Consider the following 22,596-nt stretch of genomic DNA (forward strand, 5'->3'; position numbering starts at 1 on the left):
GGCGATGGGGGCGGTGGAGGCGGCGGGGCGGTCACCGCCGTCACCCGGCTGTCGAGGCGGCTCGCGGAGGCGGGCGGCTGGCGCGGCACGGCGCTGGCGCTGCCGCCGGGCCGCTGGCGGGATGTGCTGACCGGGCGGACGGCCGAGGGCGCCGACCCGTTGAGCGACCTTTTCGACCGATTTCCGGTGGCGTTGCTGATCCGGAGCTGACGGCCCGCCAGAACTGGTGCTGTGTTCGCGGCCTAAAGCATTTACACGTACTGCGGACGGCGCTACCTTCACAAAGTAACTTGGGAGCGCTCCCATACGACGGTTCCTGACCCGTTCGCGTCGAAGGGAAGAAGAAGCGCAATGCCACGACGATTGATGGCTCTCGCACGTCCCGCTCGCCCGCCGGGCAGTTCCCGCGCCCGCCGGTCCGTACTGCTGGTGCTGCTCGGTGTGCTGCCCGCCCTCGGCCTGGTCTTCTTCGGCGGCGGCAGCGCCTCCGCGCACGGAGCGCCGATGGCGCCCGGCAGCCGCACCTATCTGTGCTGGAAGTACAGCCTGTCCAGCACCGGAGAGGTCAAGCCGACCAACCCCGCGTGCAAGGCCGCGTTCGACAAGAGCGGGGCCACGCCCTTCTACAACTGGTTCGCGGTGCTGCGGTCGGACGGGGCGGGCCGGACCAAGGGCTTCATCCCGGACGGCCAGCTGTGCAGCGGCGCGGCCACCGTCTACAACTTCTCCGGTTTCGACCTGGGCAGCAACGACTGGCCGGTGACCCATCTGACCGCCGGTAAGTCGATGCAGTTCACCTACAACGCCTGGGCCGCGCACCCCGGTTCGTTCCGCAGCTACGTCACCAAGAACCCGATCGACCCGACGAAGCCGCTCACCTGGAACGACCTGGAGGACCAGCCGTTCAACACGGTGACGAACCCGCCGCAGACAGGCCCGGTCGGCACGGTGGACGGCAAGTACACCTGGACCGCCAATCTGCCCTCGGGCAAGAGCGGCCGCCACATCATCTACACCGTCTGGACCCGCTCGGACAGCCAGGAGACCTTCTACAGCTGCTCCGATGTGGTCTTCGACGGCGGCAACGGTGAGGTGACGGTGCCGGGCGCCTCCAGCGGCGGCAGCGACCCGACCGACCCGCCGACGGCCAAGTGCACTGCCGCCCAGAAGACCATCAGCACCTGGAACGGCGGCTACCAGGCCGAGGTGACGGTGACCAACTCCGGCGCCACCCCCATCTCCTCCTGGATGGTCGACTGGACCCTGCCGTCCGGGCAACGGGTGGACAGCGTCTGGAACGGCAAACTGACCGCCACGGGCTCATCGGCGTCGGTCACCAACGCCGACTGGAACGGCTCATTGGCGGCCGGAGCGTCGACGACCTTCGGCTATGCGGCCAGCGGCGGCTCGCCCGACGCGGCGGCGGCGCCAATCTGTATGGTGCACTGACCCGAACATGCACTGACCCGCACAGCGCAGCGCGCTGACCCGCACAGCGCGCTGCCCCGCCCCACCCCGATCCACACGGTGCCCTGATCCGCTCCTCCGCCCTGTCAGGTGCACCTCACCCTGCCGGTCTGCCGTCCCCTTCCCCCTCGTGGGCGGCAGACCGGCCTTTCTCTGTCCGCCCCCACCACCCCCGGTCCAGCAGCCCGACGAAGGAGGCCGCGGCCCCGGTGAGTTCGACCCGGGAAAACGCCGTCAGCTCACGCTGCCAGGGCGGATCCAGGGGCAGCACCGCACAGTCGTACCCGGCGGCCACATGCGCCGGGGCGATGAGCACCCCCGCCCCGGCGGCGGCCAGCCGCACCGTGACCCCGCCCGCGAAGGTGAACTTCAGCGCGTTGCTGAGCAGATTGAGGACGATCTTCTCCCACATCTCCCGGTCCACATGCACCGGCCCGGGCAGCGGGGGACACTCCACCCGCAGGCTGAGCCCCGCCAGATCGAAGGCGGAGCGGAACACCGCCGCCAGCTCCGCCGTGACACGCGAAAGATCCACCGGCTCGAAGTGGCCCCTCAGCCGCCCGGCCTCCGCCCGGGACACATCGAGCAGCGTGTTGACCAGCTTCAACAGGCGCAGCGCGCTGCGCTCGGCGAGCTCGAGCTGTCTGCGCCGCTCGGGCCGGTCCTCCACCGAGAGGGCCTGCTGCACCGGTCCCAGCAGCAGGGTCAGCGGGGTGCGGAACTCATGGCTGACGTTGGAGAAGAACGTCGTCTTGGCGCGGTCCAGCTCGGCCAGCGCCTCCGCGCGCAGACGTTGCTCCTGCTGGGTGTGCGCAGCCGCCAGCGCCGCGCTGACACCGCGGGCGAGCACATCGTAGAAGTCCTGGTAGGAGGCGTTGACGGGCAGCTTGGGGTTGACCCCCATGACGAGTACACCCGCCACCTCGTCCGAGCGGAGCAGCGGATGGGCCAGCGCTTTCTGCCCCCGCCACCCGAGCAGCGAACCCGGCAGCCAGGCAGGGGCGGCGCCCTCGACCACCGCGGCCAGCCGCGCCGCGAGCCCGCCTTCCTCGGCGGGCTCCTCCAGCCGTAGGTCCTCGGCCGGCCCGGTGGCGTCCGCCGCCACGGCCGTGGCGGCGGCCAGCCGCAGCCTTCCGGGCCCTGGCGCCAGATAGACCGCGGTGAACGGCACGTCCTCGCGGTGGCCGTCCAGCACCTCCGCGACCGTACGGGCGACGTCCTGCGGGGTGAGCAGCCCGGCCGTCCTGGAGCCGAGGGCGGCCAGCAGCCGCAGCCGCCGCTCGTTGAGCACCCGTGCCGTGGTCTCGATGACGACGTGCAGCACACCGCCCACGGTGCCGTCCGGCTGCGTGATCGGCTGGAAGGAGACGTCATAGTAGGACTGCTCCAGGAAGCCGCGCCGGATGAGCGTGAAGCCCATGTCCGTGACCATGATCGGCTTGCGGCTGTCCAAGACGGCGCGGAAGAGCGGCCCCGTGGTCGTCTCCCAGTTCTCCGGGAACACCTCGCCGCACGGCTCGCCCAGCGCCCCCGGGTGCTTGCTGCCGATGAGGGCGGCGTAGCTCGCGTTGTACAGCATCCGGAGTTCGGGGCCCCAGAACAGCGCCATCGGCTGTTCGGAGCCGAGAGTGATCCGCAGGGCCTCGGTCAGCCGGGCAGGCCACGTGTCCGTCCGCCCCAGGGGGGTCGCCGCCCAGTCGATGCCGCTCATCAGGCTGCCCAGCGAACCGCCCGCGGCGAACAGCTCCTCCACCGTTGAGTGCTGCCTCTCGGGCCCGTTCATGGAGTCGGCTCTCCTCAGTCACAGTGTGGCACAGCGGTGCCGCGATGAATCGTTGGTACGGTCTGCTGAGTGCGCGGGCCCACACCGCGGGACGACGGATCACCGCGAGACGACCAACCGCCGCGCGGCAGACGGGCGCGGCGGGACCACGATTCCCTCTTCAAACGGTTGCACGAGGCATTCCACGCCTCCCCGATGGGGCGCGGATGGCGGCGCGGCAGCGAGTTCGAACTGCTCCACCGCGCCATGGGTTTCGCCGCGCTCGGATTTCTCACCCTCGTACCGCTGCTCATCGTGGTCGCCGCGGCCGACCCGGTGAACCGGCAGGGGTTCGCCCAGTGGCTGGCCGAAGGGCTCGGGGTGTCCGACGGGTCGCGGGACGAGGTGCGGCGGCTGTTCGCCCCGCCGCGGCAGGCACTGGAGACCACCACGGCGTTCGGTCTGGCGACGCTGTGCGTGTTCGGCCTCCGGTTCGGGGCCGCGGTGCAGACCGGCTACGAGAAGGTGTGGGAGCTGCCCCCGGGCCGCTGGCACACCATCTGGCGCCATCTGGTGTGGCTCGCGGTGCTCATCGGCTACCTCCTGTTGTCCTCGCATCTGGGGCCGGGGTGGCGGCTGGGGATCGGGATCGGGGGGACGGTGACGTTCTTCTGGTGGTCGCAGCACGTGCTGCTCGGCGGGCGGATCGGCTGGGGCGCCCTGCTGCCCGGAGCGCTGGCGACCGGGATCGGGCTGTTCGGCCTGCGGATCTTCTCCCGGCTGGTGTTCTCCCCGCTGATCGCCTCGAGCGCCGTCTCGTACGGGCCGGTCGGCACGGTCCTGGTCGTCCAGTCCTGGCTGGTCGGCGTCGGCTTCGTGGTCTTCGGCGGGGCGCTCCTCGGCAGGCTGCTGCACGAGGAGTGGGTGCTGATGACAAACCGGCGCCGGCACAGGAAGGGCTGACCGTACGGGGCGCTGGTCACACGGATGGCCAGGATCTGTCGCGGAGTCACGATCTTGATCAGATCCTCTCCTTATATGACACATGGGCATTGTTGGCCCTGTGCTTTGCAGAGGAGATAAGCGCCATGCATCACCTGAAGCGTGTCGGCCTCAGCGCGGCCACCGGGCTTGCCGCCCTTCTGGCCTGCGCCGCCCCGGCATCGGCCGTGGGGGACGACACCTATGACCCGTCCCATCAAGAGACCCTTTTCCATCTGATCACACAGCCGACCGACCAGAGCTTCCTGGACCTCGACGGCCTCGGGCCGAGCCAGGGAGACGAGCTCATCATCAGCGGAAACGTGCTGCAGAACAGCCAACAGGTGGGCACGTTCAGCGAGGTGTGCACGATCACCCGGGTCGCGCCCCCCGACCAGAGCGACCTGCTGTGCGAGGGCACTCTTGTGCTGCCGCAGGGCCAGATCACCTTCCAGGGACGGTTCACGATCATGGCCGGCGGCCCCTCGGACGTCACTTTGGCCATCACGGGAGGTACGGGCGTCTACCGCACCGCACACGGCTTCATCCAGGCCGTCAACCCGGGCGCCGCCCAGACGGAGATCGTCGTCCACCTCATCCCCTGACCAGCGGAACACGCTCGTACGGCGGACCCGGGCGCGAAGAGCGCGGCCCGGGTCCGCCGGTGTCAGATCTCGCGGGCGCGGGCCATCAAGGAGCGTCCGATGAGAACACAGGCGACGGCCGCGAAGGCGAGCAGCGTCAGCATCCAGGGCCAGGCGGAGCCGAACCCATTGAGCGCCCCGTCGCGGATGCAGCGGATCCCGTACGTCACCGGATTGGCCCAGGACAGCCAGCGCAGCACGGGCGCCATCTGTGGCGCGGGGTAGAACGAGGGGCTGGCGAACAGAAGCGTGGGCGCGAGCACGTTGATGGTCACCGTGAAGCGCTGGAAATCCTTGAACAAGGTGGCGAGCAGCAGATACAGACCGTTGAACGCCATCGACGCGACGGCGATCCCGCACAGGATCGCCACCCAGTGGCTCGGCGGCCAGCGGAAGGTGAAGACGAGGAGGGACACCCCCAGCGCGGCCAGGCTCTGCGCGAGGATCAGCAGCGTACTGACGATGAGCTTTCCCGCCACATAGCTGCCGCGCCGCAACGGATAGGACCACAGTTCCACGTCCATCCGCCCCAGACGCTCCTGGAAGAGGGAGGCGCCCGCGGTGGTGGCCGCCGCGAGCATCGAGGAGAGCAGCAGGGCGGGGACGGCGAATTCCGGGTAGCTGACGAGACGGCCCTCGTACCGCACGTCCCCGATCAGACGGGACAGGGAGGTGGCGAAGAGGAGCAGGTACACGGCGCTCGGGGTGATGGCGAGCAGCAGGTTGGTGCGGTTGCGGGTGAGCAGCAGATACTCGCGGTACATCGTCGCCGCGATGTCACCGCGCAGCAGCGTCGGTCCCGTGGACGGTCCCGATACGAGGTCAGCCGTCATGTCCGGCCCCCACGAGGGTCAAAAAGGCGTCCTCCAGTGACGGTGTGCGGTACTCGACCGCCCCGATGCCGATCCCCAGCGCCTCCGCACGGGTCAGCAGCGCGGGGAGGCGGGCCCGCATGCCCTGGCCCCTGACCTCGACCTCGCCCTCGACCTCGCCGACCGTCACCTGCAGCGGTGGCTGCGCCCGGCCGAGCACGGCCAGCAACGCGTCGGTGTCCTGTGGGCGCTCCGGGCGCACCAGCGCCACCTGGCCGCCGAACCGCTCGGCGAGTTCGCGCGGGGCCGCGAACTCGACCAGCCTGCCGTGGTCGACCACCAGGACCCGCCGGCAGTTGCGCTCCACCTCCTCCACGTAATGACTGGTCCACAGCATCGTGGTCCCATGCCGGCGGCGCAGTTCGTGCAGCAGCGACCACACCTGGCGGCGGCCGCCCACATCCAGCCCGGCGGAGGGCTCGTCGAGCAGCAGCAGCGGCGGATCTCCGAGCAGCGCCCGAATGACCTGGAGGCGCCTTCTCTCCCCTCCGGAGAGGGTGAAGGTGAGCTGGCCGGTCTTGCCGTCCAGGCCGAAGGCGGTGAGCAGATCGTCCACCTGCCGCCGGACGTCGCGCCAGCGCAGCCCCTTGTATCTGGCGGCGGTCCGCAGATTGTCCAGGGCGGGCAGCATCATGTCGAACGGGCCGCTCTGGTGGACGACGCCGATCCCGCGCTTGACCGCCCCCGTGGGCCCCGCGGGGTCGGCCCCGAACACCTCGACGGCGCCCCGGGTGGGGACGGTGGCCCCGCAGATCATCTTGATGAGCGTGGTCTTCCCGGCCCCGTTCGGGCCCAGCAGGCCGATGACCTCGCCCGGTTCGATGGCGAACGACAGATGGCTCACCGCGTCGTGTGCCATGCCGTCGTACCGCTTGACCAGCTCGTCCGCATGGACCGCGGGCGTCATGCCGACGGGCCCGCGGGCCCGGACGGGGCGAGGTCGTCGGCCACGTCGGCCACGTCGGCCACGTCGGCCACGTCGGCCAGGTCGGCCATGTCAGCCGTGTCGGCCATGTCGGTCAGCAGAAGTCCCTGTCCCGCCAGCGTGTCCAGGAACTCGCGCACATCCCGCACGACCACGGCCGCCTGCCCGGTGTCCTCGGCGGCGTACCGCTGCGCCATCTGAGACGCGATGCCGGCCGCGTCGGCGGGGTTTCCTTCGGACACGAGGAGCCATAGCTCGGCACCCGTGCTGTTGAGGGTCTGGAACTCGCCTGAATGGCCGTCGTAGAGCCGCACTTCGCCGTCGTCGGCCATCCAGACGACGTCGGGGGCGATCCGGTAGCGCATGGACGTATCCCTTCAGTTGACGAGGGGGAGGAGGCGACGGCCGGGGGTCTTCCAGTCCTCGTACACCGGGTGGACCGTGTCGTCCCGGACCAGGTGGGGCTGGAGCAGCTGGTCCTGGTGCTCGGTGAGTTCGCGTCCGGACACCCCGGCGGCCCGCCACCAGTTGGAGATCATGGAGTGGCGCAGCATCCGGCACAGATGGCGGCCGTTGCGGTGCACATCGCCGGTCTCCGCCATGTGGTACGCCCGGCAGCCACCGCCGCAGGCCGCCCGGATGTAGCAGCGCCGGCAGTCCTTGAGGTTCTCGCCGCTGAATACGCTGTTGCCGCGCATATCGGCCAGCACCGGGGCCGCGAAGAGTTCGGTCAGCCGGTGCTCCCGTACGTTACCGGCCTTGTGTACCGGCTCGGTGACGAGTTTGCACGGGTATACATCGCCCAGTGAATTTATATAGATCTCATTGCCGCCCATGCCGCAGTTTCCCCTGATGGTGCAGGGCTTGCTGGCCTTGGGGCCGTCGGGGAGAAGCTTGTCGGCCATCGGATTGGTCCAGAAGAATGTCTGGATCTTCTGGAAGTCCCGCCATCCGAATTCGTATCCGTCGGTCGCCGCGCGGCCGAGGTCCGAGTGATACATGAGGCGCACCCGGCGCACCTTGAGATCGTCCACGAATTCGCAGACCTTCTCCAGGGCGTCCACGTTCTCCGGTGTCACCACATGATTGATGACGGGGACGACGCCCGCCTCGTTGAGCAGTCCCAGACCCTTGCCGGTCCGGGCGAACGTGCCCTTGCCGCGGGTCCGCTCGTGTATCTCGGCCGTACCGCCGTCCACGCTCACGGTCACCGTGCCGAAGATCTCCGAGATCTGCCGCGCGATCTCCGCCGTGCGGATCATCGTGCCATTGGTGATCATATTGACGGTCAGTCCGCGGTCGCGGGCGTGCGATGCGACCAGGAACAGGTCCTTGCGCAGCATCGGTTCACCGCCCGTGAAGATCATCTGCCGTACGTCCATGTCCGCCGCCTGGTCGACGAGGTCGAGCGACTCCTCGGTGGACAACTCCCCGGGCAGGCACTTCTCCGATGAGGCGTAGCAGTACGGGCAGCGCAGATTGCAGCCGTCGGTGATCGCGTAATAGACGGTCGTGAGGCTCGGCTCGGGCGGGCGCACCGCCGGGCGGTGGCCGGGCAGATAGACGATCCACTTGAGCACGAGCTTGGCCAGGACGCGCTCCACCTCCGCGGATCCGCCGCCGGACGACGGGGGCTCCTGGCCGCGGCTGAGCGCCCTCAGCACGGCGGATTCCGGTTCGGTCAGCACACACCAGGCGGCCAGTTCGGGGTTGGCGACCAGCCGCCTTTCCGAGTGCCGGAAATAGACGAGATCTTCGGGAACGATCAGGTCGGACCACTGTTCCAGTAGCTTCATCCTGCACCTCCCATGAGCAGGCGGGGCGCCGGCCGCGCGCCGGGCCCCGCCTGCCGGCTGACGGGGACTGCCGACAGCCGTCGGTCAGATCTCGAGTCTCGGCTCGGATTCGGCGTTACCGGACCCGGCGCCGGCACCGCCCGAACAGTCGCAGGAGCACGGCTGGTCGATGTCGAACTCGACCGGAAGCAATTCCGGCTTCACCCAGGCAGGACTTTCCATGATTCGTCCTTTCTCGCGATTGGCGCTTGCGGATACCCGCTCCCGGACCGGCCGGCCCTGATTTTCGGGCGCGCCGGACGATGGGGGCATGGCGTATTCCCATCGCAAGGGCGGGCATGGGTTGTGCGGCAGATCGGCCGAACCCTCACAGCATTGAGGTGGTCGGTCGTAAGTGTCAACAGGAACAAAGTGATCCGCATGGTCGGCGATCGGGGTGCCCGAGCGGGCACTATATTCGCGCCATTTTCCGCCCGTCGATCAATGGCGCCCGAGAGGCCCTTGTGCTCCGCGTATCGATCATTTCTGTATTTCGCCGGCGAGTGGCGGGAAGCGACGAGAGTGACGGGAGTTATTGGATTTTCTTCCGGCCCGCGGCCTGGCATGCTGGCCATGTGAACGGACCGGAGATCCATGTCAGCCTGGCCCCCGAACTGCGGATGTTCGCCGTCCCCGAGCGACGCCGGGACCGGACCGCCGTCCGCACCGACGGGGCGTCCACGCTCGGACACGTCGTCGAGTCGCTGGGCGTCCCGCTCACCGAGGTCGGCGGGCTGCTCGTGGACGGCCGCGAGACTCCGGTGTCGCATGTGCCCCGCGCGGGGGAGTCCGTGAAGGTGTGCGCGGTCGTGCGGCCACAGCGGGTGCCCGGCGCGCCGCTGCGCTTTCTGCTCGATGTGCACCTGGGCACGCTCGCACGGCGGCTGCGGCTGCTGGGCGTGGACGCGGCGTACGAGAGCGAGGACATCGGTGACCCCGCCCTGGCCGCGCTCTCCGCCGCCCAGCAGCGGGTGTTGCTCTCCCGGGACCGGGGGCTGCTGCGCCGGCGCGAGCTGTGGGCCGGGGCGTTCGTCTACAGTGACCGCCCCGACGACCAACTGCGTGATGTGCTCGGCCGGTTCACCCCGCAGCTCGCCCCCTGGACGCGGTGCACCGCATGCAACGGCCCGCTCGAGGACGCCGACAAGGACGCCGTCCGCGAGCGCCTGGAGCACGGCACGCGCCGCACCTATGACGTCTTCGCCCAGTGCACGGTCTGCGAGCGCGTGTACTGGCGCGGCGCGCACCACGCCCGGCTGGAGGAGATCGTCCGGCAGGCGATGGGGGAGTTCGGCGCCCCCATTGACGACAGGCCCTCGCCTGCGCGTTTCGGTTGAGGTCGGCAAAATGCACTCCGTGGAGCAGGAATGGACTAAACGATTCCATTCCCACCCATGGCCCAACTTGTGACTTGCATCACAGCCCATCGGCAAAGGATCACAACCTAGTATCCCTGTGCGACGATGCCACAGTGTTGGCCGCGATGAAGTAACCAAGCGTTTTGGTCGGCCGTCATACGGGGAGGCAAGAATGCCGACGGTGATTGTTATCGGATATAGACCCGATCTCGATCAGGCTCTGCGGCGCCGAGGCTTGGATCCATTCTATATAGCGCAGGAACCGGCGATCCCCCCGAAGGATCGACGATTCAAGCGTGTCATCGACATGGAGAACGTCCAGGAAGTATTGCGAGCGGTGCTCTCCGCGCGCATCGATGACGTGGTAGGGGCGCTGAGCGTCCATGAAATGGGCGTATTCTCGGCAATCTATTTGCGGCAACAGCTGAATCTGCCCGGGAATACGGATTCAAAGACAGCCCTTTATTTCCGGGACAAGTACCTTCAGAAGAGCAAGCTGCCGCCCCATATCAGGCGAGCTCGCTGCCGGTATGTGTCACAGGACACGTCGTTCGCGGATCTCGCCGACGACCTGGGGAGCGTCTTCGTGATCAAGCCGGCGACCGGGGCCGGCTCGCTCCGTACCAGCATCGTCCGTTCCCCGGAAGAGTATTCAGGAGCCCTGGAGCCGTTCCCGGGCCACTCGGACGTCCAGATCGTCGCCGAGTCCTTCATAGACGCCCCGGAAGTTTATATCGACGGTGTCTGGGAGAATGGCGATCTCCGATGGTCGTCCATGAGCAACTATCACGTATCACCGCTGACGGCCGCACAAGGCGGCATCATGGCCGCCTACCTCCTGGACAAGACGCGGCATTCAAAACTGTTCCATGAGGCGGAGACACTCGCCGGCCAGGTACTCACCAGCCTGAACGCACCTGATTGCGTATTCCACTTGGAGATCTTCACCACAGAGGCGGGGCCGACTTTTGGCGAGTGCGCCATCCGCATTCCGGGAGGGCTAACCCCTCAGATGACCCATTTGACATTCGGCGTCGACCTCTTCGACGTCGAAATCAGCCTTGCGCTCGGGGAAGGGGCATCTGAAGCACTGAGCAAGAACAGGACACCGGACCGATTCCACGGCTGCATTCTGCTGCGCCCCGGCAAGGGCGGCACTCTGACCCAAGCGGACTTCGAACGCAACTTCATTTTCGATGAGATTGATTACAATTCGTCGCCTGATGCGCCGATCGGGCCATACGGCCTCGTTGGTAAGGCAATCGTATCCGACCCGGACGAGCTGAAACTGCAGAAAAAGATCGAAGACATCGTGCGCTTCAACGAGACCGGGTCCACCTGATCCGCTGGACCGCCCGGAGCGAGCCTTCGGCCCGGAGCGCCCGGCGCCCATGAGATCACCTCGCCGCGCTCCTCTGTGCCGCAGGCGCCACGCCGCCCCCGGCCCAGCCGCATCCACCCGTGACCCGCCCAAGGCCCGTGTCATCCCCAGGGTCCCCATAACCATCCGTTCGCGATGGGAATTCAGAGCCAGGCCCCGTGCCGTTCGCGACACGCCGCGCCCGAGCCTCTGCTCTCTCTTGTTTTCCGTGCCGTCCGATCGGAGGACTTCCCCATGCCGGATCGACTTCCTGCTGCGACGCTCCCTCAGCTGCTTGAACGTGCCGCGTCCGACACCACGCACGGCATTACCTTCAGCACCTTCATCGGGGGTTCGTTCCTGTCGTACGCCGAGTTGCGGGAGTGCGCCTGCCGGATTTCCCAAGGGCTGCGCGACTACGGCACCGCCCCGGGCGACCGGGTGCTGATCGAGGCCAATGATCCGGAGAATTTCTTCCGCGCCTTCTGGGGGTGTGTGCTCGCCGGTGTCGTGCCGTGCCCGATCGCACCGCCGGCCGACCCCTCCCGGTGGCGCGCACAACTGGAGCATCTGCGCACCCTCTTGGGCGACCCGCTGATGGTCGTCTCCAAGGCGGCTCATGGAGACCTGCCCGATATCGGGCTGCGGACGGTGACGGTCGAGGAGCTGAACCATGCCTCGGCCGAGCACGATCAGCTCCACACGCCCGCACCGGACGATCTCGCCCTGCTGATGCTCACCTCCGGGTCCACCGGATCGAGCAAGGCGGTCATGCTCACCCACGCCAATCTGCTGGCGGCTCAGGCCGGTAAGGCGGGGGCGCTGGAACTCGGGCCCGACGACAAGTCGTTGAACTGGATCTCGGCCGATCACATCGCCGCGATCGAGGCACATCTGCTGCCGATGTTCAATGGTGCCGATCAGGTCATGACAACTCCGGCCACGGTGCTGGCCGACCCGGTGGAGTTCCTGAGGCTGCTCACGGCTCATCAGGTGCGCGTGACCTTCACCCCCAACTTCCTGTTCGGGCAGATCAACCAGGCCCTCTCCGGGCGGCAGCCCGCGCCGGAGGAGTTGGATCTGTCAGGGGTGCGGCACATCATCTCCGGCGGCGAGGCCACCGTGACCACCACCGTACGGACATTTCTGAGCACGCTCGCGCGCTACGGGTTGCGCGAGGACGTGATCGTGCCCGCGTTCGGCATGACCGAGACATGCGCCGGCTCCATCTTCAACCGCGACTTCGCCACCCAGGACCTCGAGACGGAGTTTCCCCCGCTGGGCCGCCCGGTGCGGGGCCTGCGGATCCGTATCACGGGCGGCGACGGCGCGGTGCTGGCCTCCACCGACGAGCCGGCGTCGGCCGAGCCGGGCGAGGTGCAGTTGCGCGGCACGATGGTCTCCGCCGGCTACTTCGGCAATGAGGAGGCCACCGCCCAGGCGTTCACCCCCGACGGCTGGTTCCGCACCGGCGATCTGGGTTACCTCGACTCCGAGGGTCGGTTGATGCTGGTCGGCCGTACCAAGGACTCCATCATCGTCAGCGGCGTCAACTACTACAGCCACGACCTGGAAACGGTCCTGGACGAGCTGGACGGGGTGAAGCGCGGGCAGGTCGCGGCCTTCCCGATCCGACCGGAGGGGGCCGACTCCGAACAGCTCGCCGTCGCGTTCGTACCGGCGGGCGACCCCGCCGACGACACGGCCGTATACCGGGCCATCGTGTCGATCCGCAGCTCCACGGTGATGCACTGGGGGTTCCGTCCGCAGCTGATCCTCCCCGTCGCCGAGGCCGATCTCCCCCGCGGCAACCTCGGCAAGATCCAACGGTCGCGGCTGCGCACGGCCGTCGAGGACGGCAGCCTGGACGCGGCGGCCCGTCGGTCGGACGAGGTCAGCACCCGGTTCCTCGGCGGCTATGTGGCGCCGGAGGGCGACGTCGAGACCGCGCTGGCCGATATCTACGCCCGCGTACTGAACACCGAGAAGGTGCCGGCGACCGCCAGCTTCTTCGACCTGGGCGGGACCTCGTTGGACGTGCTGCGGCTCAAACTGGAGACTCAGATCGAGTTCGGCATCGACGATCTGCCCATGTCGACGCTTCTGCAGGCGCCGACCGTACGAGCGCTGGCCGGCCGCCTGCGGGGCGGGCAGGGCGTCGATGCCGTCGGGGACTCCGCCTACGATCCGCTGGTGCCGCTGCAGGTCACCGGGGACGGGACGCCCCTGTTCTGCGTCCATCCCGGTCTGGGGGAGGTGCTGGTGTTCATCAACCTCGCCAAGTACTTCACGGGCGAGCGGCCGTTCTACGCACTGCGGGCACGCGGGTTCGGCCAGGGCGAGACCCACTTCGGATCGTTCGACGAAATGGTGTCCACCTATGTGGAGGCCATCCGGCAGGTGCAGCCCAGCGGCCCGTACGCCGTCGCGGGGTACTCCTACGGCGGGGCGGTGGCCTTCGAGATCGCCAAGCGGCTGGAGGCCGACGGCGACCGGGTCGACTTCGTGGGGGTCTTCAACCTGCCGCCGAGGATCGCCGACCGTATGAACGAGATCAGCTTCACCGACGGCGCCATCAACCTGGCGCTGTTCCTTGAGCTGATCAACGCAGCAGATATCGAGGAGCTGACCGCCACGCTCCGCCCGTTGCCCGAGCCCGATCAGCTGGCCTATCTGATCGACCATGCCCCGAAGCGCCGGCTGACCGAACTGGACCTCACCCTTGAGCGGTTCACCGCCTGGGTCGACCTGGCCCAGAGCATGGTGCACCTGGGCCGCACCTATGAACCGTCGGGGGTGGTCGGGCAGGTGAAGGTCTTCTACTGCACCCCGCTGCGCGGTACCAAACAGGAGTGGCTGGACAACCAGCTGAGCCACTGGGACGAGTTCACCCGCGACCCCAATACCTATATCGACGTCGACGGGGAGCACTACACCTTGATGAGCCCGCAGCATGTGCACACCTTCCAGGCGACCTTGCGGCAGGAACTGGCCCGCGCGCTCGGCTGAGGACCGGCGCTCGGCTGAGGACCGGCGCTCGGCTGAGGACCGGCAGAGGCAACCGCTCATACGACCAGGAGCCACTGATCATGCAAGGCAAGAAGATTCTCATCACCGGTGGAACGGGACAGGTCGCCAGGCCCGTCGCCGAAGCGCTCGCCTCCGACAACGAGGTGTGGTGCCTGGGCCGGTTCGGCGACGCGGACGCCCGCAAGGCCCTCGAAGAGCTGGGCGTCCGCACCGCCACCTGGGACATGGCCACCGATGATCTGGAGGGCCTGCCGCGCGACTTCACCCACGTACTGCACTCGGCGGTGCACCGGGGCGACGGCCATGACTTCGAGGAGACCACGCGCATCAACGCCGTCGGCACCGCACGGCTGATGACCCACTGCTCCGCGGCCGAGTCGTTCCTGTACGTGTCGTCCGGCGTGGTCTACAACCGGGCCGATCGGACACATCGATACCGGGAGAGCGACCCGCTGGGCGGGGCGGCGCCGTGGCTGCCGACGTACCCCGTCGCCAAGATCACCGCCGAAGGGGTGGTGCGCGGCCTGGCCGAAACACTCGGATTGCCGACGGTGATAGCCCGCCTCAACATCGCCTACGGCCCATACGGTCATGGCGGCGTACCCATGATCTTGTTCAGGGAGATGCGCAGGGGACAGGCGTGCGCGGTGCCCCGCGAAGGGCAGAACTACTGCAACCTGCTGCACACCGATGACGTCGTCCGCCAAGTGCCGCTGCTGTGGGGTGTCGCGCAGGCGCCCGCGCGGGTGGTGAACTGGGGCGGCGACGAGGAGGTCGGCATCACCGACCTGCTGGAGTACCTGTCCGAGCTCACCGGAGTCCCGGTGCGACTGGACCGCGGCGACTACAGCCGGGAAACGGCGATCTTCGACCACGACGTCCGCCGCGGCCTGATCGGCGACTGCTCCATCGGCTGGCAGACCGGTATCGCCCGCACCGTGTCCGACCTGTTCGAGGAGTACCGCGACCGCATCGACGAGTACGTCGCCGCGCACGGAGCCGAGACGACCAAGTGACGACGAGGAGTGGAGATTCGAGCATGCGCAGGTCCGCAGATATCGAGGCGCTTCAGGACGTGCTGTGCGCCGCCCTCGGGTCCCGCGCGCCCGTGTGCTCCCTGACCCGCCTCGGCCGGGACGCCCGCGCGTTCGCCGCCCTGGACCCCGCGGTGCTCGACCGCCCCACCCTCGTCGCCGGCGGGGCCCCGTACCATCCGACGAGCCCCGCCCCCACCCGCCACGCCCTCGAAGAACTGCTCCGCCGTGCGGAGGCGCTGGACGTGTCCCAGATCCTGGTGCCCGGCGTGCGCCGCAGCGACGACACCGGCGCGCTGCGGGCGGCAGGGCTCGTCCCCGTCGTCGCCGAGCCCGAGTGTGTCGTCCGGCTGCCCAGGGAGCCGGCGGCGGGCGCTGTGGACGATGTCCTACGGACCCGCGTCGGTGCCCGACAACTCGGCGATCTGCGCCGTCGCGAGCGCGCGGTCTCCCGTGAGGCCGGCTGGGAGCGGATCCGGCTGAACGAGCTCGACGGAAGTCCCTGGGCGCGAGGCGCCTTCGTCGAGCTCCACCAGCGCCAGGCCGAGCGCCACGGCAGCCACGACAACCTGTACAACGCCGACGCCCTCGACGCCCTGGCACACGGCGCGCTGGCGGAGCGCACCGAGATGCTGGTGCGCCGCAGAAAGAACACCGTGGTCCAGGCCGGGCTCATCACCACGTCCCACAACGGCCGGGGGATCTACTACCTCACCCAGGCCATCGACCACGACGATCCCATCGCGCGGCGCAACCTCTTCGTCGCGTCCCTGTACCGGCTGTACCTCCACGCCCAGCGCTCCGGCATGGACTGGGTCCACCTCGGCCGGGGAAACGTGGACCGTATGCGCCGCCTCGGGGCCGATCTGTTCGTCCCCCTCGACCACTGGCTGCGCGCCCCTGACCTCGAGCCCACCGAGGAAAAGGTGGCGGACCAGGAGCTCTCACGCTTCGCGGCTCCCCCCGTCGCGGGGGTGCCGGTCCCGGGCCCGGCCCGCTTCCGCCATGTGCCACGGTTCGACACGATCGACCTGTCGAGCAACACCAATCCGTACCTAGGCACCGCAAGCGAGTATCCCCACCTCGACACCGCAGAGCTCGCCGACACCTATCTGACCACGATCGCGAAGCTGCCCGGCCACTCCGGCGGCGGTGTTCATGCACTGACCCCGGATCATCTGCTGTTCAGTAGCGGGTCGGTGGACGGTGCCATGCTGCTCCTGGCGGCGCTGGCCTCACCCGGCGAGTCCGTCTGCGTCACACCACCCACCTTCCCGCTCTACGGCCACTTCGCCCACCTCCTGCGGCTGCCCGTCGTCGAAGTGCCGCTCCAGGGCGAGGACCTGTCCCAGCTCGACACCGAGCGGATCCTGGCGGCCGATCCCCGGGTGACCATCCTGTGCGATCCCAACAACCCCGCCGGAACCAGGCTCGATCCGGAGCAGGTACACCACCTGCTGGACCACACCCGCGGGCTGGTGGTGATCGACGAGGCCTATGTCGAGTTCAGCGAGAAGCCCTCGTACGCCGGGCTGATCGGACAGCGCGACAACCTCATCGTGCTCAGAACACTTTCGAAGGCATGGGGGCTCGCCAGCGCGCGTTGCGGAATCGCCCTGGCCCAGCCCGGCATCATCGAGGCGCTGCGGCGGCTGCAGGTGCCCTTCGGCTTCACCAACGCATCCCAGCAGGCCGTACGGGACCGGCTGACCAACTCGCGACGGGTGCTCGCCGTCATCCAGCGCATCCGCGCCGAGCGCGACCGGATGGCCGCGGCGCTGGCCGAGCACCCCGCGGTGGACCGGGTGTTCCCCTCGGAGACCAACTTCCTGTTCGTCCGACTGCACAAGCACGAGCGGGTGATGGAACAGCTTCAGCGCGCGGGGATTGTCGTCGCCGACACCGGGCGGGTGATCCCGGATACCTGCCGTATCACCATCGGCGATCGGCGCGCGAACACCGCCCTGCTCGAAGCATTCTCCGCCGCTCTGTGAGCCATAGCGTTCAGCCGAAAGGACCCGGTTCGTGGGTAATGATTCTCGCTCCGATCTCCCTCTGGACAGCACTGTCGTCGCCGAAGGGTATGCCCGCTGGAGCCCCCCACTGAAGCAGGAATTCATTGACAACGCCCATAACGGCAGGATCGGCCAGTCGCTGGTGAAGGAGACCGATTCACTGCGTATCTGGGAGACCCATCTTCAGCCGGGAGAGCGCATCCCCGTCCACCGGCATGTACTGGACTACTTCTGGATAGCGCTCACAAGTGGCCTGGCCCGTCAGCACTCAGGCGATGGCACCACTCATGAGATCTCTTATGTCCGCGGTCAGACCCGGCATTTTTGCTGCCCCGAAGGGCAATATCATCTTCACGATCTGAAGAATATCGGCGATGAGGTTCTGTCGTTCTTGACCATCGAGACAAAGGGCGGGCCCAACGAGCCCATTCAGCTCTGAAGAGGATTGAGTCGTGCCGGCCCGCAGGGCGAAACCGCCCTGCGGGCCGACGGCTCAGCCTTCCTTCTTGGTGATCACGAACCGGTCGATCACCAGATAGTCGATCTCGGTGGCGAGGAAGCACTCCAGCGCGTCCCGCGGTGAGCAGACGATGGGCTCACCGGCCACATTGAACGAGGTGTTGAGGAGGCAGGGCACCTCCGTACGCGCCGTGAAGGCCCGCAGCAGCCGCGCGAGCTCGGGGTTCTGCCGCTCGTCGACCGTCTGGATCCGCGCCGTGCCATCCACATGACAGGCGCCGGGGATCCGCTCCCGGTACTCCTTCCGCACCGGGAAGACGAAGGTCATATACGGGGATGAGGTCTTCTTGCCCAGCTCGAAGACGCGCGGAGCCTCGGATTCAAGGACGACGGGCGCGAACGGGCGGAAGGGTTCCCGGTGTTTCACCCGGATATTGATGATGTCCTTGATGTCGGGGAAGGCCGGGTTGGCGAGGATGCTGCGGTTGCCCAGGGCGCGCGGGCCGAACTCGGCGCGGCCCTGGAACCAGCCCACGACGTTCTTCCCGGCCAGCAGCTCCGCCGTCCGCTCGGCGACCGCGGCGGCGTCGGGCTCCTCCTGCCATTCGACGCGATCCGCGTACTCCGCCAGCGCGTCCAGGACCTGGCTCTCGTCGTACGAGGGCCCCAGATAGGGGGTGGTGACCGCGTCGGCGGGCCGGTTCCTGAGACCGGCGGTGTACACGGCCGCGCCGATGGCGACGCCCGGGTCGCTGGCCCCGAAGCTGACCTCCATGCCGGTGAACGACGACCTCTCCAGCATCTTCGTATTGGCCACGCAGTTGAGCGCCAGACCGCCCTCGAAGAGCAGGGTGTCCAGGTCGGAGGCCGCGGTCAGGGTCCGCAGCTGATGCGCGGTGATGGCCTCGACCATGTGCTGCGCCAGCCCGGCGACCTTCACCCGGAAGTCGAACTGCTCGCGCTTCTCGCTGTCGCCGCCGAACAGGCTGTCGAACAGTGCGTAGTAGGCCCCGATGTCCATGGGGATGGAGATGGTGTACGAGCCGTCCTCATGCAGCCGCACCACGCGCTCGAGCAGCGGGTTGTGCTGCGGCGGCGGGCCGTACGCGGCCAGGCCCATCACCTTGTACTCATCGTTGTTGGGCACGAAGCCCAGATAGCGGGTGATCCGGCCGTAGGCCACCCCGAGCGAGCTGGTCATGGGGACGGTGCCGCCCTCGAACAGGCTGACCACACCGTTCCGCAGCTCGCCCATGACGGAGGACAGGGTCTCCGCCCGGCCGTCGCTCACCAGGAAGGCGGCGTCGCCCCCGCCGGCCAGATAGGCACCGCACATGAGATGGGCCAGATGGTGAGGGACCAGGGTGAGCTTGTTGGGATCCAGCTCATAGCCGGTGTGCTGGACGAAGTCGCTGTACACCGCCTCGCGGCTGAACATGCCGGCGTAGACCTCACCCGCGCTGCGCAGGGCGTCGAACTTGGCCGTGACCGGCAGGTCGGAGTCACATATCTGCGAAATCATCTCCTCGGCCACGGCGGGCGAAAATCGCCAGGGGAAAGCGAAAACGTCCACCTGGTCGAGGTCGACACCGGCGGAGTCCAGGCACCACTTGATTGCCTGGGCCGGAAAATCGGAGGTCTTCTTGACCCGGCTCAGCCGCTCCTCCTCGACTGCCGCGACCAACTCGCCGTCGACCACCAGAGCCGCCGCGGCGTCATGACCCACCAAAAGATTACGGCCGACCCCGGTCGCCCCGTAGAGGCGTCCGAAAAGCTCCGCGCCCCTGCTGAATCCGTTGTAACCGAGCACGATCACTGGCTCTCAGCCTCCCAAAGCACAACAGTAGCCAAAGCCAGAACAGGCTACTCGGCCCGCATACATGAGGGATAGGCATGATGCGTAAACAGATGGTGGTTTGATTTCCCGGGCGACGGCACCTCCGGGAGAAATTCGCACCGAATGTCGTACCGCTCAATACCCGACACACGGGGAGGATTTCCCGTGCCGATGGCCGTTGCCCGGGTGCGGGGCCCGAGGTCCGGTCGGTGCGCCGGTCCACCGGCCGGACCGTCGGGTGGTCGGTCGGCCGGCCCGTCGACCGGTCCGTCGGCCAGTGTCGGCGCCATGGATGAATCGTGTCAACTTCTTTGGGCGGCACAACCCTTGACGCACGGCCGCATACGCCCATAGCTTCCTGGCCATCAAATCGAAACGTTTCAATTTCGGGCAGGTCGCGACCCGGGGACCGCCCTGCCCCCGAAGGAGACGCACGCCATGACCGGATCCGGATCAGTCGCAGGGCCCCGTATGAGCCGCAGACGGGCGCTGGCCGCGAGTGGCGCGGCCGTCGCCGCGTGGGCCGCGGGGCTGCCCGCCCCTGCTTTCGCCGATGCCCCCGACCCCGCTTCTGCCGACGTCGAGGCCGCCCCCGCCCGGCTGGCGCCCTTCCCGCTCTCCGCCGTACGGCTGCTGGAGAGCCCGTTCCTGGCCAATATGCGGCGCACCCTGGCCTATCTGCGCTTCGTCGATCCGGAGCGGCTGCTGCACACCTTCCGGCTCAATGTCCAACTGCCCTCCACCGCCCAGCCGTGCGGCGGCTGGGAGGCGCCGAACGTGCTGCTGCGCGGCCACAGCACCGGGCATCTGCTCTCCGCGCTGGCCTTCGCCCATGCTCACACCGGCGAGCAGACGTACGCGGACAAGGCGCGCGGAATCGTCGCGGCGCTCGCCGAGTGTCAGGCGGCGTCGCCCGGCGCGGGCTACCGGACGGGCTATCTGTCCGCCTTTCCCGAGCGGATCTTCGACGAGCTCGAGGCGGGCGGCAAGCCGTGGGCCCCGTATTACACCATCCACAAGATCATGGCCGGGCTGCTGGACCAGCACCGGCTCAGCGGGAACGACCAGGCCCTTGAGGTGTTGCGGGGGATGGCGGCCTGGGTCGACTCCCGTACCGCCCCGCTCGACGAGGCCACCATGCAGCGGCTCCTCGGCGTGGAGTTCGGCGGGATGAACGAGGTGCTGGCGGGGCTGTATCTGGTCACCGGCGACCCCGTCCATCTGCGGACGGCGCGCCGCTTCGACCATCAGTCGCTCTACGGACCGCTGGACGAGGGGCGCGACGAGCTCGACGGGCGCCACGCCAACACCGAGATCGCCAAGATCGTGGGGGCGGCCGAGGAGTACCGGGCCACCGGGGACCCGCGCTATCTGCGGATCGCACGGAACTTCTGGGACATCGTGGTGCGCGACCACTCGTATGTCATCGGCGGCAACTCCAACCAGGAGTTCTTCGGCCCGCCCGGGCAGATCGTCAGCAGGCTGTCGGAGGACACCTGCGAGAACTGCAACAGCTACAACATGCTCAAGATCGGCCGTCAGCTCTTCCTCCACGAGCCGGGCAGGGCGGCGTATATGGACCACTACGAGTGGACCCTGTACAACCAGATGCTCGGCGAGCAGGACCCCGACTCCGACCACGGCTTCGTCACGTACTACACCGGTCTGTGGGCCGGGTCGCGCCGGCAGCCCAAGGGAGGTCTGGGCTCGGCGCCGGGCAGCTACAGCGGCGACTACGACAACTTCTCCTGCGACCACGGCACCGGGATGGAGACCCACACCAAGTTCGCGGACACTATCTACTTCCGCGACGAGCACGCCGGCGCCCTGTACGTCAACCTCTTCATCCCCTCCGAAGTGACATGGGCCGAGCGCGGATTCCGGCTGGTCCAGCGGTCCGGCTACCCCGACACCGACACCGTCCGGCTGACCGTCGCCGAAGGTGGCGGACGGCTCGCGCTCAAGGTGCGGGTGCCCGGCTGGCTGGCGGACGCAGGGCCTCGGGCGCGGGTGCTGGTGGCCGGCCGGCCGGTGGACGCCACGCCGGTGCCGGGCCGCTATCTGACCCTCGACCGGCGCTGGCGCACCGGTGACACCGTCGAGCTGACCTTCCCGCGTGAGCTGGTGTGGCGCCCGGCGCCGGACAACCCGCATATCAAGGCGGTGTCGTACGGCCCGCTGGTGCTGGCCGGTGCGTACGGGGAGCAGGCCCTGAGCACCATCCCGGACATCGAGCCGTCCTCGGTGCGGCAGGTGGTGTTGCGTGGCGGGCCGGAGTTCACGGCCGTGGCCGAGGGGGAGAAGGTGCCGCTGCTGCCCTTCCACCGGGTGCACCACCAGAGCTACAACGTCTACTTCGCCGTCCCGCCGCGCGGCCCCGGGCGGCGCGAGATCGCCCGCTTTCCGCTGGCCGAGGGCGCCGGGGCGACCAGCGCGGACGCGCTGCGCCGCTTCCCGGACGCCCGGCTGGCCGGCGGCGCCACCTGGACCACCGCGGGGCCGCGGGCGGTGGCGCTGGACGGGAAGGACGGCCATGTCGCGCTGCCACCCGGGCTGCTGACGGGGCTGCCCCAACTCACCCTCTCTGTAAGGGTGTTCCTGGAGAGCGTGGCCAACTCCGCCCGCGTCTTCGACCTCGGTTTCCACAAGAACACCTATCTCTTCCTCACCCCGCGCACCGGGGCCGGCAAGGCCCGCGCGGCGTGGAAGATCGCGGGCATGGAGGCGGAGGACTTCATCGACGCCTCGGCCGCCCTGGAGCCGGGCCGGTGGACCCATCTGGCGCTCACCCTCGGCGGCGGCAGCGGCGTGCTGTACGTGGACGGCGAGGAGGCCGGGCGCAACGACGCGGTGGTCTCCGGTCCGCTGCTGCTCGGTGCGACCACCCGCAACTATCTCGGCCGCTCGCAGAACCCGACCCACCCCTATCTGCACGGCGCCGTGGCCGACTTCCGCGTCCTGGGGCGCGCCCTGACCGCAGCCGAGGTCGCCGCCCTGCACCGCACCAACGGCTGACC

At 68.4% G+C, this 22,596-nt stretch carries 18 protein-coding genes; 11 read left to right on the plus strand and 7 right to left on the minus strand.

The genetic code is table 11. The annotated features are described in order from the left end of the window. Positions 1-210, plus strand: a 210-nt coding sequence (locus CCN51_RS19955) for a hypothetical protein (RefSeq protein ID WP_143675852.1), incomplete at its 5' end; no start/stop codon positions are given. 141 nt (positions 211-351) lie between these two features. Then, complete coding sequence (locus tag CCN51_RS19960) at positions 352-1,449, plus strand: lytic polysaccharide monooxygenase auxiliary activity family 9 protein (protein ID WP_043486571.1); 1,098 nt, start codon at positions 352-354, stop codon at positions 1,447-1,449. Positions 1,450-1,564: 115 nt separating this feature from the next. Here the strand turns inward: CCN51_RS19960 and CCN51_RS19965 are convergent, their stop codons facing one another. After that, a complete protein-coding gene (locus CCN51_RS19965) occupies positions 1,565-3,250 on the minus strand; it encodes a histidine kinase dimerization/phospho-acceptor domain-containing protein (RefSeq protein ID WP_086859937.1) in 1,686 nt (561 codons plus the stop codon). 195 nt (positions 3,251-3,445) lie between these two features. Between CCN51_RS19965 and CCN51_RS19970 the strand changes: the two genes are divergently transcribed. Continuing rightward, entirely contained in the window at positions 3,446-4,192 is a 747-nt protein-coding gene (locus tag CCN51_RS19970; RefSeq protein ID WP_014181613.1) for a YihY/virulence factor BrkB family protein, read from the plus strand. 125 nt (positions 4,193-4,317) lie between these two features. Further along, positions 4,318-4,815, plus strand: a complete 498-nt coding sequence (locus CCN51_RS19975) for an allene oxide cyclase barrel-like domain-containing protein (protein ID WP_014181614.1) — start codon at positions 4,318-4,320, stop codon at positions 4,813-4,815. 62 nt (positions 4,816-4,877) lie between these two features. Here CCN51_RS19975 and CCN51_RS19980 read toward each other — a convergent pair whose 3' ends face one another. The 5 genes from CCN51_RS19980 to stsA form a co-directional block, all read right to left on the minus strand. Beyond that, the gene (locus tag CCN51_RS19980) at positions 4,878-5,687 is read right to left on the minus strand and encodes an ABC transporter permease (RefSeq protein WP_014181615.1); all 810 of its coding nucleotides are present in this window, start codon (positions 5,685-5,687) and stop codon (positions 4,878-4,880) included. Next, a complete protein-coding gene (locus tag CCN51_RS19985; RefSeq protein WP_014181616.1) occupies positions 5,677-6,633 on the minus strand; it encodes an ABC transporter ATP-binding protein in 957 nt (318 codons plus the stop codon). The genes CCN51_RS19980 and CCN51_RS19985 overlap by 11 nt, the downstream gene beginning before the upstream one ends. Continuing rightward, the gene (locus tag CCN51_RS19990) at positions 6,630-7,016 is read right to left on the minus strand and encodes a PqqD family protein (protein WP_086859939.1); all 387 of its coding nucleotides are present in this window, start codon (positions 7,014-7,016) and stop codon (positions 6,630-6,632) included. The genes CCN51_RS19985 and CCN51_RS19990 overlap by 4 nt, the downstream gene beginning before the upstream one ends. A 12-nt stretch (positions 7,017-7,028) precedes the next feature. Continuing rightward, the gene (stsB, locus tag CCN51_RS19995) at positions 7,029-8,447 is read right to left on the minus strand and encodes a StsB family radical SAM/SPASM domain sactipeptide maturase (protein WP_014181618.1); all 1,419 of its coding nucleotides are present in this window, start codon (positions 8,445-8,447) and stop codon (positions 7,029-7,031) included. 84 nt (positions 8,448-8,531) lie between these two features. Continuing rightward, positions 8,532-8,669 (minus strand): StsA family sactipeptide RiPP, encoded by a 138-nt coding sequence (gene stsA / locus CCN51_RS55910; protein ID WP_170061324.1) that lies wholly within the window; start codon positions 8,667-8,669, stop codon positions 8,532-8,534. A 392-nt stretch (positions 8,670-9,061) separates the two neighbouring features. Between stsA and CCN51_RS20000 the strand changes: the two genes are divergently transcribed. The 6 genes from CCN51_RS20000 (at position 9,062) to CCN51_RS20025 (ending at position 17,722) form a co-directional block, all read left to right on the plus strand. Beyond that, entirely contained in the window at positions 9,062-9,823 is a 762-nt protein-coding gene (locus CCN51_RS20000; RefSeq protein ID WP_014181620.1) for a Mut7-C RNAse domain-containing protein, read from the plus strand. Positions 9,824-10,016: 193 nt separating this feature from the next. Beyond that, the gene (locus CCN51_RS20005; protein ID WP_043488119.1) at positions 10,017-11,186 is read left to right on the plus strand and encodes an ATP-grasp domain-containing protein; all 1,170 of its coding nucleotides are present in this window, start codon (positions 10,017-10,019) and stop codon (positions 11,184-11,186) included. A gap of 273 nt (positions 11,187-11,459) precedes the next feature. Next, complete coding sequence (locus tag CCN51_RS20010; protein ID WP_014181622.1) at positions 11,460-14,213, plus strand: non-ribosomal peptide synthetase; 2,754 nt, start codon at positions 11,460-11,462, stop codon at positions 14,211-14,213. Between the two features lie 80 nt (positions 14,214-14,293). Next, the gene (locus CCN51_RS20015) at positions 14,294-15,250 is read left to right on the plus strand and encodes an NAD-dependent epimerase/dehydratase family protein (protein ID WP_014181623.1); all 957 of its coding nucleotides are present in this window, start codon (positions 14,294-14,296) and stop codon (positions 15,248-15,250) included. A gap of 23 nt (positions 15,251-15,273) precedes the next feature. Next, a complete protein-coding gene (locus CCN51_RS20020; protein WP_014181624.1) occupies positions 15,274-17,262 on the plus strand; it encodes an aminotransferase class I/II-fold pyridoxal phosphate-dependent enzyme in 1,989 nt (662 codons plus the stop codon). Positions 17,263-17,293: 31 nt separating this feature from the next. After that, positions 17,294-17,722, plus strand: coding sequence for a cupin domain-containing protein (locus tag CCN51_RS20025; protein ID WP_014181625.1), 429 nt, complete (start codon positions 17,294-17,296; stop codon positions 17,720-17,722). 54 nt (positions 17,723-17,776) lie between these two features. Here CCN51_RS20025 and CCN51_RS20030 read toward each other — a convergent pair whose 3' ends face one another. After that, positions 17,777-19,558 carry a carbamoyltransferase family protein gene (locus tag CCN51_RS20030; protein ID WP_014181626.1) on the minus strand — a complete coding sequence of 594 codons (1,782 nt, stop codon included), beginning with the start codon at positions 19,556-19,558 and terminating at the stop codon, positions 17,777-17,779. A gap of 492 nt (positions 19,559-20,050) precedes the next feature. Here CCN51_RS20030 and CCN51_RS20035 point away from each other — a divergent pair, with 492 nt between their 5' ends. After that, a complete protein-coding gene (locus CCN51_RS20035; protein WP_043488120.1) occupies positions 20,051-22,594 on the plus strand; it encodes a beta-L-arabinofuranosidase domain-containing protein in 2,544 nt (847 codons plus the stop codon). Positions 22,595-22,596: the final 2 nt, after the last annotated feature.

Source organism: Streptomyces milbemycinicus (assembly GCF_002154605.1).
Lineage (GTDB): Bacteria > Actinomycetota > Actinomycetes > Streptomycetales > Streptomycetaceae > Streptomyces > Streptomyces milbemycinicus.